Source organism: Inquilinus sp. CAU 1745, assembly GCF_039839375.1.
Taxonomy (GTDB): Bacteria; Pseudomonadota; Alphaproteobacteria; order DSM-16000; family Inquilinaceae; genus JBDOQU01.
This window is the reverse complement of the sequence record NZ_JBDOQU010000015.1, coordinates 16,524-31,174: the sequence shown is the minus strand read 5'-3', so window position 1 is coordinate 31,174 and position 14,651 is coordinate 16,524. Positions and strand designations below refer to the sequence as shown.

14 protein-coding genes are annotated in these 14,651 nt (G+C 66.5%); 6 read left to right on the top strand and 8 right to left on the bottom strand.

Going from position 1 to position 14,651, the window contains the following annotated elements; genetic code table 11:
- Positions 1 to 15: 15 nt before the first annotated feature.
- Positions 16 to 2,619: an ATP-dependent chaperone ClpB gene (clpB, locus tag AAFN89_RS16230; RefSeq protein WP_347540196.1), complete on the top strand. Its 2,604-nt coding sequence runs from the start codon at positions 16 to 18 to the stop codon at positions 2,617 to 2,619.
- Between the two features lie 161 nt (positions 2,620 to 2,780).
- Positions 2,781 to 3,992, top strand: coding sequence for a DUF1207 domain-containing protein (locus AAFN89_RS16225; RefSeq protein ID WP_347540195.1), 1,212 nt, complete (start codon positions 2,781 to 2,783; stop codon positions 3,990 to 3,992).
- A gap of 23 nt (positions 3,993 to 4,015) precedes the next feature.
- Here the strand turns inward: AAFN89_RS16225 and AAFN89_RS16220 are convergent, their stop codons facing one another.
- From AAFN89_RS16220 to lgt, 8 genes are all read right to left on the bottom strand, one after another.
- Positions 4,016 to 4,249 (bottom strand): hypothetical protein, encoded by a 234-nt coding sequence (locus AAFN89_RS16220; RefSeq protein ID WP_347540193.1) that lies wholly within the window; start codon positions 4,247 to 4,249, stop codon positions 4,016 to 4,018.
- Positions 4,250 to 4,607: 358 nt separating this feature from the next.
- The gene (locus tag AAFN89_RS16215; RefSeq protein ID WP_347540190.1) at positions 4,608 to 5,246 is read right to left on the bottom strand and encodes a hypothetical protein; all 639 of its coding nucleotides are present in this window, start codon (positions 5,244 to 5,246) and stop codon (positions 4,608 to 4,610) included.
- 144 nt (positions 5,247 to 5,390) lie between these two features.
- A complete protein-coding gene (gene infC / locus AAFN89_RS16210) occupies positions 5,391 to 5,879 on the bottom strand; it encodes a translation initiation factor IF-3 (RefSeq protein ID WP_347540187.1) in 489 nt (162 codons plus the stop codon).
- 126 nt (positions 5,880 to 6,005) lie between these two features.
- A complete protein-coding gene (gene thrS, locus AAFN89_RS16205) occupies positions 6,006 to 7,931 on the bottom strand; it encodes a threonine--tRNA ligase (protein WP_347540186.1) in 1,926 nt (641 codons plus the stop codon).
- Positions 7,932 to 8,067: 136 nt separating this feature from the next.
- A complete protein-coding gene (locus AAFN89_RS16200; protein WP_347540184.1) occupies positions 8,068 to 9,003 on the bottom strand; it encodes a ribose-phosphate pyrophosphokinase in 936 nt (311 codons plus the stop codon).
- Positions 9,004 to 9,193: 190 nt separating this feature from the next.
- Positions 9,194 to 9,961, bottom strand: coding sequence for a peptidoglycan editing factor PgeF (gene pgeF, locus AAFN89_RS16195; protein ID WP_347540180.1), 768 nt, complete (start codon positions 9,959 to 9,961; stop codon positions 9,194 to 9,196).
- 13 nt (positions 9,962 to 9,974) lie between these two features.
- On the bottom strand, positions 9,975 to 11,045 hold the full coding sequence (locus tag AAFN89_RS16190) for a class I SAM-dependent methyltransferase (RefSeq protein ID WP_347540178.1): 1,071 nt from the start codon (positions 11,043 to 11,045) through the stop codon (positions 9,975 to 9,977).
- Positions 11,042 to 11,863 (bottom strand): prolipoprotein diacylglyceryl transferase, encoded by an 822-nt coding sequence (lgt, locus tag AAFN89_RS16185; protein WP_347540176.1) that lies wholly within the window; start codon positions 11,861 to 11,863, stop codon positions 11,042 to 11,044. The genes AAFN89_RS16190 and lgt overlap by 4 nt, the downstream gene beginning before the upstream one ends.
- Positions 11,864 to 12,051: 188 nt before the next feature.
- Between lgt and AAFN89_RS16180 the strand changes: the two genes are divergently transcribed.
- From AAFN89_RS16180 to AAFN89_RS16165, 4 genes are all read left to right on the top strand, one after another.
- Entirely contained in the window at positions 12,052 to 12,399 is a 348-nt protein-coding gene (locus AAFN89_RS16180; RefSeq protein WP_347540175.1) for an accessory factor UbiK family protein, read from the top strand.
- A gap of 215 nt (positions 12,400 to 12,614) precedes the next feature.
- On the top strand, positions 12,615 to 13,118 hold the full coding sequence (locus AAFN89_RS16175) for a YbjN domain-containing protein (RefSeq protein ID WP_347540173.1): 504 nt from the start codon (positions 12,615 to 12,617) through the stop codon (positions 13,116 to 13,118).
- 10 nt (positions 13,119 to 13,128) lie between these two features.
- A complete protein-coding gene (gene proC, locus AAFN89_RS16170; RefSeq protein WP_347540172.1) occupies positions 13,129 to 13,932 on the top strand; it encodes a pyrroline-5-carboxylate reductase in 804 nt (267 codons plus the stop codon).
- A gap of 85 nt (positions 13,933 to 14,017) precedes the next feature.
- Positions 14,018 to 14,638: a helix-turn-helix domain-containing protein gene (locus AAFN89_RS16165; RefSeq protein WP_347540171.1), complete on the top strand. Its 621-nt coding sequence runs from the start codon at positions 14,018 to 14,020 to the stop codon at positions 14,636 to 14,638.
- The last annotated feature ends 13 nt before the right edge of the window (positions 14,639 to 14,651 follow it).

Genomic DNA, 14,651 nt, shown 5'->3' with positions numbered 1-14,651 from the left:
GGAGTTAAAAACCCCATGAATTTCGAGAAATTCACAGAGCGCAGTCGCGGCTTCGTCCAGGCGGCGCAGACACTGGCCCTTCGCGAGGGCCATCAGCAATTGACGCCCGAACACCTCCTGAAAGTTCTGCTGGACGATCAGGAAGGGATGGCGGCCAATCTCATCATCACGGCCGGCGGAGACGCCAAGGCCGTTCTCACCGCGACCGACGCCGCGCTCGGCAAGCTACCGAAGGTCGAAGGCTCCGGCGCGTCGCAGGTCTATCTCAGCCGGGAACTGAGCCGCGTCTTCGAGAACGCGGAGGAGCAGGCGACCAAGGCCAAGGACCAGTTCGTCACGGTCGAAAGGCTGCTGATCGCGCTGGCGCTCGCCCAGGGCACGCCGGCCGCCAAGGCGCTGTCGGAGGCGGGCGCGACGGCGCAGAAGCTGAACGGCGTGGTCAACGACATCCGCAAGGGCCGCACCGCCGATAGCGCCAACGCCGAAGCCAATTTCGACGCGCTGAACAAATACGCCCGCGACCTGACCGAAGCGGCGCGCGACGGCAAGCTGGATCCGGTGATCGGCCGGGATGAGGAGATCAGGCGGACCATCCAGGTCCTGTCCCGCCGGACCAAGAACAACCCCGTGCTGATCGGCGAGCCCGGCGTCGGCAAGACCGCGATCGTGGAGGGGCTGGCCCAGCGCATCGTCAATGGCGATGTGCCGGAAGGCCTGCGCAACAAGCGCCTGCTGGCGCTCGACCTCGGCGCGCTGATCGCGGGCGCCAAGTTCCGGGGAGAGTTCGAGGAACGGCTGAAGGCCGTCCTCCAGGAGGTCCAGTCCGCGGCCGGAGAGATCGTCCTCTTCATCGACGAGATGCACACGCTGGTCGGCGCGGGCAAGGCCGACGGCGCGATGGATGCGTCCAACATGCTGAAGCCGGCGCTGGCGCGGGGCGAACTGCATTGCGTCGGCGCGACGACGCTGGACGAATACCGCAAGCATGTGGAGAAGGACGCGGCGCTGGCCCGGCGCTTCCAGCCGGTCTTCGTTTCCGAACCGACGGTGGAGGACACGATCTCCATCCTCCGCGGCCTGAAGGAGAAGTACGAGCTGCATCACGGCGTCCGCATCACCGACGCCGCGATCGTGTCCTCCGCGACCCTGTCGCACCGCTACATCACCGACCGGTTCCTGCCCGACAAGGCCATCGACCTGATCGATGAGGCCGCGTCGCGCCTGCGCATGGAGGTCGATTCCAAGCCCGAATCGATCGATGAGCTGGACCGCCGCATCATCCAGCTCAAGATCGAGCGGGAGGCGCTGAAGAAGGAATCCGATCCGGGTTCCAAGGAGCGGCTGGACCGGCTCGAAACCGAACTGTCGGAGCTTGAGCAGAAATCGGCGGAGCTGACCGCCGCCTGGCGGGCGGAGAAGGAGAAGCTCAGCTCCTCCCAGAAGCTGAAGGAGCAGCTCGACCACGCCCGGGTGGAGCTGGAACAGGCGCAGCGCGGCGGCAACTGGGCGCGCGCCGGTGAACTGACCTACGGCGTGATCCCGGAACTGGAGCGCCGCCTGTCCGAAGCCGACGGCGTCGTCGGCGGCCAGATGCTGAAGGAGGAGGTGCGGTCGGACGACATCGCGGCCGTCGTCTCCCGCTGGACCGGCATCCCGGTGGACAAGATGCTGGAGGGCGAACGGGAGAAGCTTCTGCAGATGGAGCAGAAGCTGCAATCCCGCGTGGTCGGGCAGGGGGAGGCGGTGACCGCCGTCGCCAACGCCGTCCGCCGCGCCCGCGCCGGCCTGCAGGACCCCAACCGGCCCATCGGCTCCTTCCTGTTCCTGGGGCCGACCGGCGTCGGCAAGACGGAGCTGACGAAGGCGCTGGCGGAATTCCTGTTCGACGACGAAAGCGCGATGGTCCGCATCGATATGTCGGAATACATGGAGAAGCATTCCGTCGCCCGGCTGATCGGCGCGCCTCCCGGCTATGTCGGCTATGACGAAGGCGGGGCGCTGACCGAAGCGGTGCGCCGCCGGCCCTATCAGGTCGTGCTGTTCGACGAGGTGGAGAAGGCCCATCCGGACGTCTTCAACGTCCTGCTCCAGGTGCTCGACGACGGGCGTCTGACGGACGGGCAGGGGCGGACGGTGGATTTTCGCAACACGCTCATCGTCATGACTTCCAACCTGGGGTCGGAATATCTGGCCTCCGCCCCGGCGGAAGAGAGCGAGCAGGCGGCAATCCTGGCGCGGGAGAAGGTGCTGAAGGCCGCGCGCGACCATTTCCGGCCGGAATTCCTCAACCGGCTGGATGAGATGATCGTGTTCGGCCGGCTGACCCGTGAGGACATGACGGGGATCGTCGACATCCAGCTCCAGCGGCTGCGGAAGCTGCTGGCCGACCGGGATATCGAACTGGACCTGGATGCGGGCGCGAAGGCCTGGCTGGCGGATGCCGGCTACGACCCCGCCTATGGCGCGCGGCCGCTGAAGCGGGTCATCCAGCGGGCGCTCCAGAACCCGCTGGCGACGCGCATCCTGGAAGGGGAGATCGTCGACGGCCAGAAGGTCGAGGTGACGGCCGGCGATGTCGGCCTGCTGATCGAGGGCCGGCTGGCGGACGCCGCCGAGTAGGGCGGCCTCCCATCATCTCCGGAAAAGCCGGCTTCCTCGCGCGGGGGCCGGCTTTTTCCTAATGCGGTCATATTTCCGACGGGTTCTCCGGCGACCAAGGCAGCCAGGATATGGTATGCGGGGGTCGTCGCCCCCAAAAGGTCTTTCAGGAGAGTTGGTCGATGTCTGTTGGTTCCGCCGGACGCCGCGCGCGTGGTCTTCTCTATGCAACGCCGCTGCTGCTCGCCGGCTGGACGGGCCTTGCCCATGCCCAGGCAATTCCGGGACAGGCGCCTGACGACAGCTTCATCACCGGCTACGCGGCGGCCATTCTTGCCCGCGAATTCCAGCTTCCCAATGCGGCCGTCGTGGTCGACAGCGGCGTGGTCCGGGTGACGGCACCACTTCTGGACGCCCGTGAGGTTCCCCGCCTCCAGCAGGCGATCGGAACCATCCCCGGCGTCAGCCACGTGATGGTGGTGGAGGCGGAGACGCAGCTGATCAAGGAGGAAGGCGAAGGGGCCGAAGCGCCGGCCGTGGTGGCGGGGGAAGCGGCCCCGACGCCGGAGCCGGTGACGCCCGTTCCGCTGGCCTCCGGCGCGGCGGCGACCGTGGACGTGCAGGAACCCCAGATCCTCGCCCGGTCGACCCTGTTCGACCCGCTGCTGGCGGATCGGCGCTGGCCTCACTTCTCGGCATCCTACCAGTATTACACCAACGATCCGGACGTGGAGCATGCCGGCGCCACCAGCTTCGGGGAGACCTTCTCCCTCTATCGCAGCGAAGGGCTGGGCGGGCAGTGGGAGATCGGCTTTCAGGCCGGCGTGTTCGCAGTCTTCGACCTCGCCAGCGACAGCGCGGACCTGATCAACGCCGATTACTGGGTCGGCATCCCGTTCAACTACCGGCGCGGCAACTTCTCCTCGACCAGCCGCATCTATCACCAGAGCTCCCATCTGGGCGACGAATATCTGCTGCGGGAGGAGGTCGACGGCGAGAACCGCGTCAATGTCAGCTATGAGGCGATCGACACGATCCTCTCCTACGACATCAACGAGAGCTGGCGGGTCTATGGCGGCGGCGGGTACCTGTTCCACCGGGAGCCGGCGGAGCTGGAGCCGTGGATGACCCAGGCCGGCGTCGAATGGCGCGGCAGCGAACTGATCTCCGACACGCTGCGCCCGATCGCGGCGGCCGACCTGCAATGGCGGGAGGAGAACGAATGGAACACCGACATCGCGCTCCGCGCCGGCTTCCAGATCGAAAACTCCCGCCTCACCAGCCAGACCGTCCAGATCACCGCCGAATACTATAACGGCCGCAACCCCAACGGTCAGTTCTACGAACGCGACCTGGAATATTTCGGCCTGGGCCTCCACGTCTATTTCGACTGAGGCGAGAGGGCGAAAACCTTTCCTCAATTCGTCATTCCGGACTTGATCCGGAATCCATGGGTCGTCGCCAGTTTCACTGGCGGCGAAGAACTGGCGCGGTCCTGACCTTCATCGACACCGCATGGATGCTGGATCAAGTCCAGCATGACATTGTTTTTATTGGACATTCCCGACTTGTTCGGGAATCCATGGGCCGCCGCCGCTTCACCGGCGGAGAAGACCGGACGCCGTATGGATGCCGGATCGGGGGCCGGCATGACGTTTTTGGCGGGAAAATGCGCGTTTCTTTCTCACCTTGAGCCTGTCGAAAGGTGCGTGCCCTACATGGTTCGACAGGCTCACCATGAGGTTTTTATCTTGGTTGGTCATTCCCGACTTGATCGGGAATCCATAGGCCGTTGCCGCTTCGCCGGCGGGGCAAGACGGGCGCGGCCTCAGCCGCCATCGACGCCGCATGGATGCCGGATCGGAGTCCGGCATGACGTTTTGGCGGGATCGGAGTCCGGCATGACGTTTTGGCGGGGAGATTGCGCGTTTCTTCCCCACCTTGAGCCTGTCGAAAGGTACGTGCCCCACATGGTTCGACAGGCTCACCATGAGGAGGTGGGGCGCGTCCTACTCCACTATCGCCGGGGCGATGTTGGTTTCCGGTTGGGGGACCATTTCGTAGCCGTCGGGGAAAAGCTGCTGGACGGCGTCGCGGACCATGAATTTGAAGGAGGTGGAGCCGGGCTCCACGATTCCCGTCATGGAACTGTCGGAGGTGCGCAGCGCCTCATCCCCCTCGCAGAAGGCGGCGGTGACATAGGTGGACTGGCGCAGATCGTCGAATCTCGGCGGCGCGGTCTCCAGCGCCTCCGGCGTGTCCTGCTGCAAGGTGCAGAGCGCCCCTCGGTCCACCTCCTCGGTCCCATGGAAGACCATCACCAGCCGGTAGTCGTTCTCGGGCAGGTAAGCCGATGAGTTGGTGAAGTTCGTCTCCGGATCGAGCAGCCGTTCCGGCAGGTCGCGGATCACCGACTGGTTGAACTCCTCCTCCGACAGGCTCGGGTCCGATCCCACGATCAGGATAGACCATTCCGCCTCCTCTTGCGGAGGGGGCGACTCCGTCGCCTCGGCCGCTTCGTCCGTCGCGCCGCCGGCCGGCGCGTCCTCCGCCGGCTGCTGCTGGGCGTAGACCGCGGCGGGGAAAAGCGCGGCGCCGGCGATCAGGGCGGCGGCTCCCGCGCGGCGTCGAATGTCGAGGAGTGTCATCTGGTATCGCATCTTCAGGCAAAACGATCTTGCAGGAGATTTGGGTCCAAAAGGGCGGAAAGCCAACAGCCAAATAGGGAAAAGGCCCGCGGGTCAAGCGCGGGCCTCGTCTCCGGCCATCGGCCGACGCCTCAGCCCCACATCTTAACGCGGCGTCAGGACCATGATCATCTGCCGGCCTTCCATCTTGGGCATCTGCTCGACCTTGGCCATCTCTTCCAGCTCGTCGCGGACGCGGACAAGGACGTTCATGCCCAACTCCTGGTGCGCCATCTCGCGCCCCCTGAACCGCAAGGTGACCTTCACCTTGTCGCCCTCTTCGATGAAGCGGCGCGCGTTCCGCATCTTTACCTGATAGTCGTTGTCGTCGATGTTCGGGCGGAGCTTTATCTCCTTGACATCGATGACCTTCTGCTTCTTGCGCGCTTCGTTCTTCTTCTTCTGGGCTTCGTACTTGTATTTGCCGTAGTCCAGGATCTTGCAGACCGGCGGGTCGGCGTTCGGCGAGACCTCCACCAGGTCCAGGGCGGCGTCCTCCGCCGCGCGCAGCGCGTCGCGGATATGCACGACGCCGATCATCTCGCCATCCGCGCCCACCAGGCGGACGGATGGCACGTCGATCTCACGGTTCACCCGGGGCCCTTCGCGGGTCGGGGGAGCGTTTTGGGGTCCTCTGGCTATGAACAGCCTCCTATCGCAGTGATGTCGCCACGGTCTTCGACCGCAGTTCGGTTGAACACATGGTAACGCACCCCCGCTTTAGGCAAGCGGAGAACGCGCATCACCTTCAATTGTAGAAACAGCGTCGTCGAGAGCAAGAATTTCCTGATCCTTGCCGCCCAGCCGGCGCAGGGCGACGGTCCGCTGTTCGGCCTCCCGGTTGCCCACGACCACCAGCAGAGGCACCTTCTTCAGCGAGTGTTCCCTGATCTTGTAGTTGATCTTCTCGTTCCGGACGTCCAATTCCGCCCTGATTCCCCGCGCGCGAAGCTGCTCCAGCACCTCCGCGCCATAGGCGTCGGCGTCGTTGGTGATGGTCGCGACCACCGCCTGGACCGGCGCCAGCCACAGCGGGAAGCGGCCGGCGTAATGCTCGATCAGGATGCCGATGAACCGCTCCATCGATCCCAGTAGCGCCCGGTGCAGCATCACCGGCCGGTGGCGCTGGCTGTCCTCCGCGATATAGCTGGCGTCCAGCCGCTCGGGCAGCACGAAGTCGAGTTGCAGCGTCCCGCACTGCCACGTCCGCCCGATCGCGTCGGTCAGGTGGAATTCGACCTTCGGGCCATAGAATGCGCCTTCGCCGGGTAGTTCCTCGAACTCCAGGCCGGCTTCCCGCAGCGCCTGGCGCAGCCCGTCCTCCGCCCGGTCCCAGACCTCGTCGTCGCCGGCCTTGTCGTCGGGCCGCAGCGCCAGCTTGATGTCGATATTCTCGAAACCCAGATCGCGATAGACCTGCATCTGCAGCCGGCAGTAATCGACCGCCTCCTGCGTCACCTGGTCCTCGCGGCAGAAGATATGCGCGTCGTCCTGGGTGAAGGCGCGGACCCGCATGATGCCGTGGAGCGCGCCCGAAGGCTCGTTCCGGTGGCAGGCGCCGAACTCCGCCATGCGGATCGGCAGGTCGCGGTAGCTGACCAGCCCCTGCTTGAAGATCTGGACGTGGCCGGGACAGTTCATCGGCTTCAGGCCGAAGACGCGGTCGTCGTCGACCCGGACCTTGTACATGTTGTCGCCGTAGAAGTCCCAATGGCCGGAGGCCTGGAACAGGGACTTGTCGATCAGTTGAGGCGTCCGGACTTCGTCATAGCCGGCATCCGCCAGCTTGTCCCGGATGTAGTTCTCCAGCGTCCGCCACAGCGTCCAGCCCTTGGCGTGCCAGAAGACGCTGCCCGCCGCCTCTTCCTGGAGGTGGAACAAATCCATCTCCTTGCCGATGCGGCGATGGTCGCGCTTCTCCGCCTCCTCAAGCTGGGTGAGGTAGGCGTTCAGCTCCTTCTCGTCGCGCCAGGCCGTGCCGTAGATGCGCTGGAGCATCGCGTTCCGGTGGTCGCCGCGCCAGTAGGCGCCGGCCACCTTGGTCAGCTTCACGCCCTTGCCGACATGCCCCGTCGACGGCATGTGCGGGCCGCGGCAGAGGTCCAGCCATTCGCCCTGGCGGTAGACGGAGATCGTCTCCGTCTCCGGCAGGTCGCGGATGATCTCCGCCTTGTACTTCTCGCCCCGGTCCTCGAAGAAACGGATGGCTTCCTGCCGGTCCCATTCCTCTCGCCGGAACGGCTCGTTCCGGGCCATGATCTCGGCCATCTTCGCCTCGATCTTCGCCAGATCGTCGGGCGTGAAGGGCTCGTCGCGGGCGAAATCGTAATAGAAGCCGTTGTCGATCGCGGGGCCGATCGTCACCTGGGTGCCGGGATAGAGCGTCTGGACGGCCTCGGCCATCACATGGGCGGCGTCGTGCCGGATCAGCTCCAGCGCCTCGGGCGACTGGCGCGTGATGATGGCGACCGACGAATCGTCGGCGATGTTGGTGTCCAGATCCTTCAGCGCGCCGTCGATTTTGACGCCGATCGCCGCCTTGGACAGGCTCTTTGCGATGTTCGCCGCGATCTCCGCGCCGGACACCGGACCGTCGAAATTGCGCACGCTGCCGTCGGGCAACGTGATCGCGACACCCTTCTCCATGCCAACCTTCAGATTGAACGGGTCTTTCAAGAGCGCGGAACTCTATGGGGTTTCGCGGTCGAGTCAAGCATAGGGCCGATGGGCATCCGGCCGATGGATGCTCCTGCCGTCAGGCCCGTCAATTGATCAGGCCCCGTCAATTGAAAAGGGAGGAGACGGAGCGTTCCTCGGAAATCCGCTTCATCGCCTCGCCGACCAGCGACGCGATGGTCAACTGGCGGATGTTGTGGCCGACGCGCACGGCCTCGGTCGCCAGGATCGAATCCGTCGTCACCAGCTCATGAAGCGGCGAGGCGGCCACGCGGGCGACGGCGCCGCCGGACAGCACGCCATGGGTGACATAGGCCGAAACGGACTTCGCCCCCGCCTCGCTCAGCGCCACGGCGGCGTTGCACAGCGTGCCGGCGCTGTCGACGATGTCGTCGACCAGGATGCAGACCCGGCCTTCCACATCGCCGATGATGTTCATCACCTCCGACACGCCGGCGCGTTCGCGCCTCTTGTCGATGATGGCCAGGTCGGCGTCCAGCCGCTTGGCGATGGCGCGGGCGCGCACCACGCCGCCCACGTCGGGCGACACGATGACGAGGTCGTCGTCCCCGTTCTGCCGTTCCTTGATGTCCTTCACGAACACCGGCCCGGCGACGAGGTTGTCCAGCGGGATGTCGAAGAAGCCCTGGATCTGCCCGGCATGGAGGTCCAGCGTCAGCACGCGGTCGGCCCCGGCCTGGGTGATCAGATTGGCGACAAGCTTGGCGGAGATGGGGGTGCGCGGGCCGGTCTTCCGGTCCTGGCGGGCATAGCCGTAATAGGGCAGGACCGCCGTGATCCGCCGGGCCGATCCGCGCCGCAGCGCGTCCATCGTGACCAGCAGCTCCATCAGGTTGTCGTTGGCGGGATAGCTGGTCGACTGGATGACGAACACATCCTCGCCGCGCACATTCTCCAGGATCTCGACGAACACCTCCATGTCGGCGAAGCGCCGGATCGACGCCTTGGTCAACGGGGTCTGGAGATATGCGGAGATCGCCTCGCTCAGCGGCCGGTTGCTGTTGCAAGCGAGGATTTTCATTGGCTGTGGCCGTTCATTTGCTGGAATCGCGCGGGCGGTCGAAGAGAGGCGCGGGTCATATATCAGCGGTCCTTGGACATGTAAATGTCGTAGACCGCGCCGAACGCCGGCCGCGCTTCCTTCACAGCACGCAGCTCACCATCAGTCCCAGGACGCAGAAGACGATCAGCATCACCATGTAGGGCATCGCCTATTCCTCCAGCAGGATCGCCGACAGCCCCCGGCCATAGTCGCCTTCGCCGCGAAGGCAGGACCGGCGGTAGCTGAAGAAGAGATCCTCCTCCTTCAGCGTGTCGTGGCTGGAAAGCGCGATCTCTCCCACGCCTGCTTGCTCCAGCCTGCCGGCGATGTAGAAGCCGAGATCGAAGAGGAGATGCCCGGCGCGGGGGGAGGGGGCGAAGAAGCGTTCGTTCGCGGCGTCGTCGGCCACGAACCGCTCGCGGAATTCCGGCCCCACCTCATAGCTGTCCGCGCCGATCCGGGGGCCGATGACGGCGACGATCCGTTCGGCCTTCGCGCCCAGCCCGGCCATGGCGTCGAGTGTCGCGTCGGTCACGCCGCCCAGCGCGCCCTTCCACCCGGCATGGGCCGCGCCGATGATTCCGGCTTCGCTGTCGGCGAACAGGACGGGGGCGCAATCGGCGGTCAGGATGCCCAGCGCGATGCCCGGCCGGTCGGTGACCAGAGCGTCGGCGCGGGGGGCGTCGGCGTGCGGCCACGGCGACTCGACCACCGCCACATCCGCGCTGTGGGTCTGGTGGACGGTGACGAGTTCGGCCGAATCCCCGGATAGCCGGGTCATGCAGGCCGCGCGGTTCCGGGCGACGTTCTCCGCCGAATCGTCCGATCCGAAACCGCAGTTCCGCGACTCGTAGAGGCCGGTCGAGAAGCCGTTGCGGCGGGTGAAGAAGCCGTGGCGGATTCCGTTCCGGGCGCTCAATGTCGGGTGCTGGATCATGGATGGTCCGCTGTCAGGTGAAGCCGGCGGGCGTTCCGGCGTCGGGATGGACGATGGCCAGCGCCTTGAACAGGTTGCCCATGGCGTCGGGGCCGGTCAGGCGGTCGAGCCCGCTCTGGATCGCCCGGCGTTGGGCGGGCGAAGCGTTGGCCGACAGGATATGCGCCCGCTCCCGGATGCCCAGCGCCTCCAGGAAGGCGCGCTGGGTGATGGGCCCGAAGGTCCGGGCTGCGGTCTGGCGCGCGGCGCTGGCGAGCGCGCCGAAATCGACATGAGCGGTCAAATCGGCCTCTCCCGGATCGGCCAGCGGGTCGACGAAGGCATGGCCGCGCACCGCCTGGAAACTGTCGCCCGTCCCGCCGCCATGGCCGTAATCGATGACGATCGCCCCGCCGCTCCGGCTTCCGATCCTTTCCGCGATGCCTGTCGCCAGCGACAGGCCGGCCGGGCAGATCTCCGCGATCGTCCCCGGCGGGCCGGAGGCCGCGATCAGCGCGGCGGCGGGATCGGCCTGGGCCGAAAGCGCGAAGGCGAAGGCGCTTTCCTTTTCGTCCCAGGCTACCAGCCGCTCCCGCCAGCCCCGGTCGGTCATCTGGAATTGGCGGATCGGCAGCGCGTCGAAAAGCTCGTTCGCGATGACCAGCGCCGGACCGTCCGGGACCTCGTCGAAGCGGTCGTGCCAGGTCGGGCCGGCGTCGGGCAGCGTTTCGGCCTGCCTTTCCCGAAGCGTTGGGCTCGTCTCCACCAGATGCACCGCGATCGCCTCCCGGAATCCGGGGAGACTCCGGGCGGCGCGCAGCGCGTCGGCCATCAGCGTCCCGCGCCCCGGCCCCAGCTCCACCAGCCTGACCGGCGCGGGGCGGCCGATCCGGACCCAGAGATCGGCGCACCAGAGGCCGATCAGCTCCCCGAACATCTGGCTGATCTCCGGCGCGGTGGTGAAATCGCCTGCGACGCCGAACGGATCCCGGGTGGCGTAATAGCCATGGGCAGGATGGCCCAGCGCCGTCGCCATGAAGTCGGCCACGCTGACCGGGCCGTCATGCGCGATCCGCCGGCGCAGCAGATCGGCCAGCGGATTCATGCCGCCGCCGAAGCCGTTTCCGTCAGCGGCGGCCGTCGCATCGCCCGCCAGATGAAGACAATGCCGACGGCGATCATGGGCAGGGACAGAAGCTGCCCCATGGTCGCGCCGAACCACAGGAAGCCGAGCTGCGCGTCCGGCTCCCGCACGAATTCCACCAGGAAGCGGCAGATTCCGTAGCCGATCAGGAAGGTTCCGCCGACGATGCCGGGGCGGGCGCGGATATCCTTCCGGTGCGCCAGGTAGAGCAGCACCAGGAACAGCACCAGCCCTTCCAGGATGGCCTCGTAGATCTGGCTCGGATGGCGGGGCAGGGGGCCGGCGCCGGGGAAGACCACGCCCCAGGGCAGGTCGGTCGTCCTGCCCCACAGCTCCGCGTTCACGAAATTGGCGATGCGCCCGAAGAACAGGCCGATCGGCGCCGCCGCCGCGATCACGTCGCCCAGCGCGAAGGGGGAGAAGCCGCGCTTCAGCGCGAACAGGATCAGCGCCAGGATCACGCCCAGCATCCCGCCATGGAAGGACATCCCGCCCTCCCAGACGCGCAGCGCGGCCAGCGGGCTCTCCAGATAGTAGGGCAGGTTGTAGAACAGCACATAGCCGACCCGCCCGCCCAGGATGGTGCCGACGACCGCCCAGGTGAGGTAGTCGTCCAGATCGGCGCGGTGGGGCCGGAACGGCGTCAGCCGCGCCAGATGGAGGCAGTAGCGCCAGCCCGCGAGGAACCCGACCAGATAGGCCAGCGCATACCAGCGGATCGCGAACGGGCCGATCTGGAGGGCGATCGGATCGATGTCTGGGAAGGGAATGCCGGTCATCGGGGGCCTTTGGCGCGTGAACGATCGGGCTCGGGGATACACGATAGAAGATGACATCGGGCTTCCGACGCCCCACGTCCTGATTATCGGTCCTCCCATGCGCCTTATAGGCGGTCGAGGGCGCGTGTTGCAACGCGATGGCGGTCCCGGCATAGTGCCGGCCATTCGTAGAGTTCGAGGATAGTTCGATGCAGGTGGACAGCAAGCTGCTTGACGACCTGGCCCGTGTCGCGTCTGGCGCCATGGGAACGGTGTTCGGCGTGCGCGACGAGATGGAAGCCCAGATGCGCCAGCGGCTGGAGCGTGTGCTGGCGCGCATGGACGTCGTCAGCCGCGAGGAGTTCGAGGTCGTTCGCGCCATGGCCGCGAAGGCGCGGGAAGAGCAGGAGACGCTGGAACGCCGTGTGGCCGATCTGGAATCAAGGCTGGCCGCCGCGAAGTCGCCCGCTCCGGCCAGGAAGGCGGCGGGGAAGACGACTGCCGGGAGGACCGCCCCTCGCAAGCCCGCCGCCCACAAGAAAGCCCCCGATGCCTGATTGGCGACGGCGGAAATTCACCGATCGGTCACATTATTCAGTTTAAATGCAGTTGCGTGACGCGGCGGTCCTGTGACACCGTACTTCCAGTGGTGGCCCGATATTCGCAATCCACTAGGTTTCGACGATTTCCGAAATCTAGGCATGGAAGCAGGGCTAGGGAATATGGGACGGGTCGCCCGCGCGAAAGCGCCCACGAAGGAGGGCATTGCAGCATGACGGTTGTCTCCGTTGAAAGCACCGACTTCACGCAGAACCCGCTCGACATCATGGAAGAGATCGTGCTGGCGAACGACTGGGCGTTCGAACGGTCCAGCCATGACGAGATGCTGGTGGAGGTCGCGGGTCGCTGGTGCAGTTACCGGCTCTTCTTCTTCTGGCAGGACGAGATCAGCGCGATGCAGTTCTCCTGCCAGTTCGACATGAAGGTGCCGGAGGATCGGCGGCCGGCAGCGTATGAGCTTCTGGCCACCATCAACGAACGCATGTGGCTTGGCCATTTCGACGTCGACAGCGACGAAAGCGTGCCGATGTTCCGCCACACCACCCTGCTGCGCGGCCATCAGGGCGCCAGCGTGGAGATGCTGGAGGACCTCGTCGACATCGCCCTGTCGGAATGCGAGCGGTTCTATCCGGCCTTCGACTTCGTCGTGGCGGGCGGCCGGTCGGCCTCCGAAGCGGTGACCGCCGCGATCCTGGACACCGTCGCCGAAGCCTGAGGGCCGATCCATGTCAGATACGGTGCTGCTCGTCGGCTGCGGGAAGATGGGCGGCGCCCTTCTGGAAGGCTGGCTGAAGGCCGGCGTGGCGGGCCGCGTCTGCGTGGTCGAACCCTATCAGGATTCAGTCCCCGATCATCCGGCGATCCTCAGGGTGGATTCGGCGGAAGATATCCCCGCCGATCTCGATCCCGCCTGCATCGTCTTCGCCGTCAAGCCGCAGGCGATGGCGGACATCCTTCCCGCCTATCGCCGCTTCGCCGGCGGACGCGCGGTTTTCCTGTCGATCGCGGCCGGCAAGACGATCGGCTTCTTCACCGGCGCGCTGGGGGATGGTTCCGCCATCGTTCGGGCCATGCCGAACACGCCCGCCGCGATCGGCAAGGGAATCTCCGTCCTCGTCTCCTCGCCCGCCGTCGATCCCGGTCAGCGCGCGCTGTGCGGCCGTCTGATGGCGGCGGCCGGCGCGGTCGAATGGGTGGAGGATGAAGGGCTGATCGATGCCGTCACGGCGCTTTCCGGCGGCGGGCCGGCCTATGTCTTCCTGCTGATAGAGACGCTGGCGGCGGCCGGACGGGCCTCCGGCCTGCCGGGCGACCTCGCCGAACGGCTGGCGCGCCAGACCGTGATCGGGGCGGGGGCGCTGGCAGAGGCGTCTTCCGAACCGGCCGGCACGCTGCGCCGGAACGTCACCAGCCCGAACGGCACCACCCAGGCGGCGCTGGAGGTGCTGATGGCGGAGGATGGCGTGCAGCCTCTCTTCGACAGCGCCATCGCGGCGGCGACGCGGCGATCCCGCGAACTCGCCTCCTGACGACCTTGCCCGGTGGTCAACCGGGTCGCCCTTCCCATATGATTGGGGAGAACTCTCCTCTCAACGGCATGCCGACGGTCCAGCGATGGTGAAGAAGGCAGACATCCCGGCGTACATCCTCAAGGTCGCGATGGAGCAGACGGCGGAGCGCGGCTGGCGGCAGATGCAACTGGCCGACGTCGCCAGGGCCGCCGGGGTGCCGATGGCCGAACTCTACCGCCATTACGCCAGCAAGCCGGCGCTCGCCGCGGGGCTGAGCCGGCTGGTCGACGAGGCGGTGCTGGAGGTGGAGCCGGACCTGGAGGACAGCCCCCGCGACCGGCTGTTCGACGCCATGATGCGCAGGCTGGACGCGCTGAACGGCTACGGGCCGGGCGTCAAGGCGATGATGCGCGACATGCGCCACGATCCGATGACGGCGCTGTGCCTCCAGCCGCAGTTCGAACGGTCGATGCGCTGGATGCTCGAAGCCTCCGCGATCCCGGCGACCGGAATGCGCGGTCGGGCGAAGGTCCGGGCGCTGGGCGTGCTTTATCTCCTGGTCCTGCGGACCTGGCTCGACGACGATACCGAGGACATGGCCCGCACCATGGCGACGCTCGACCGGCGGCTGGAGCAGGCGGAACGGGTCGCCAACAGCCTGGAAGCCCGCCCCCGCAAATCCGCCCCCCAAAACCCGCAGGATTCCGCCGACATCTCGATCTGAGGAGCATCGAAGG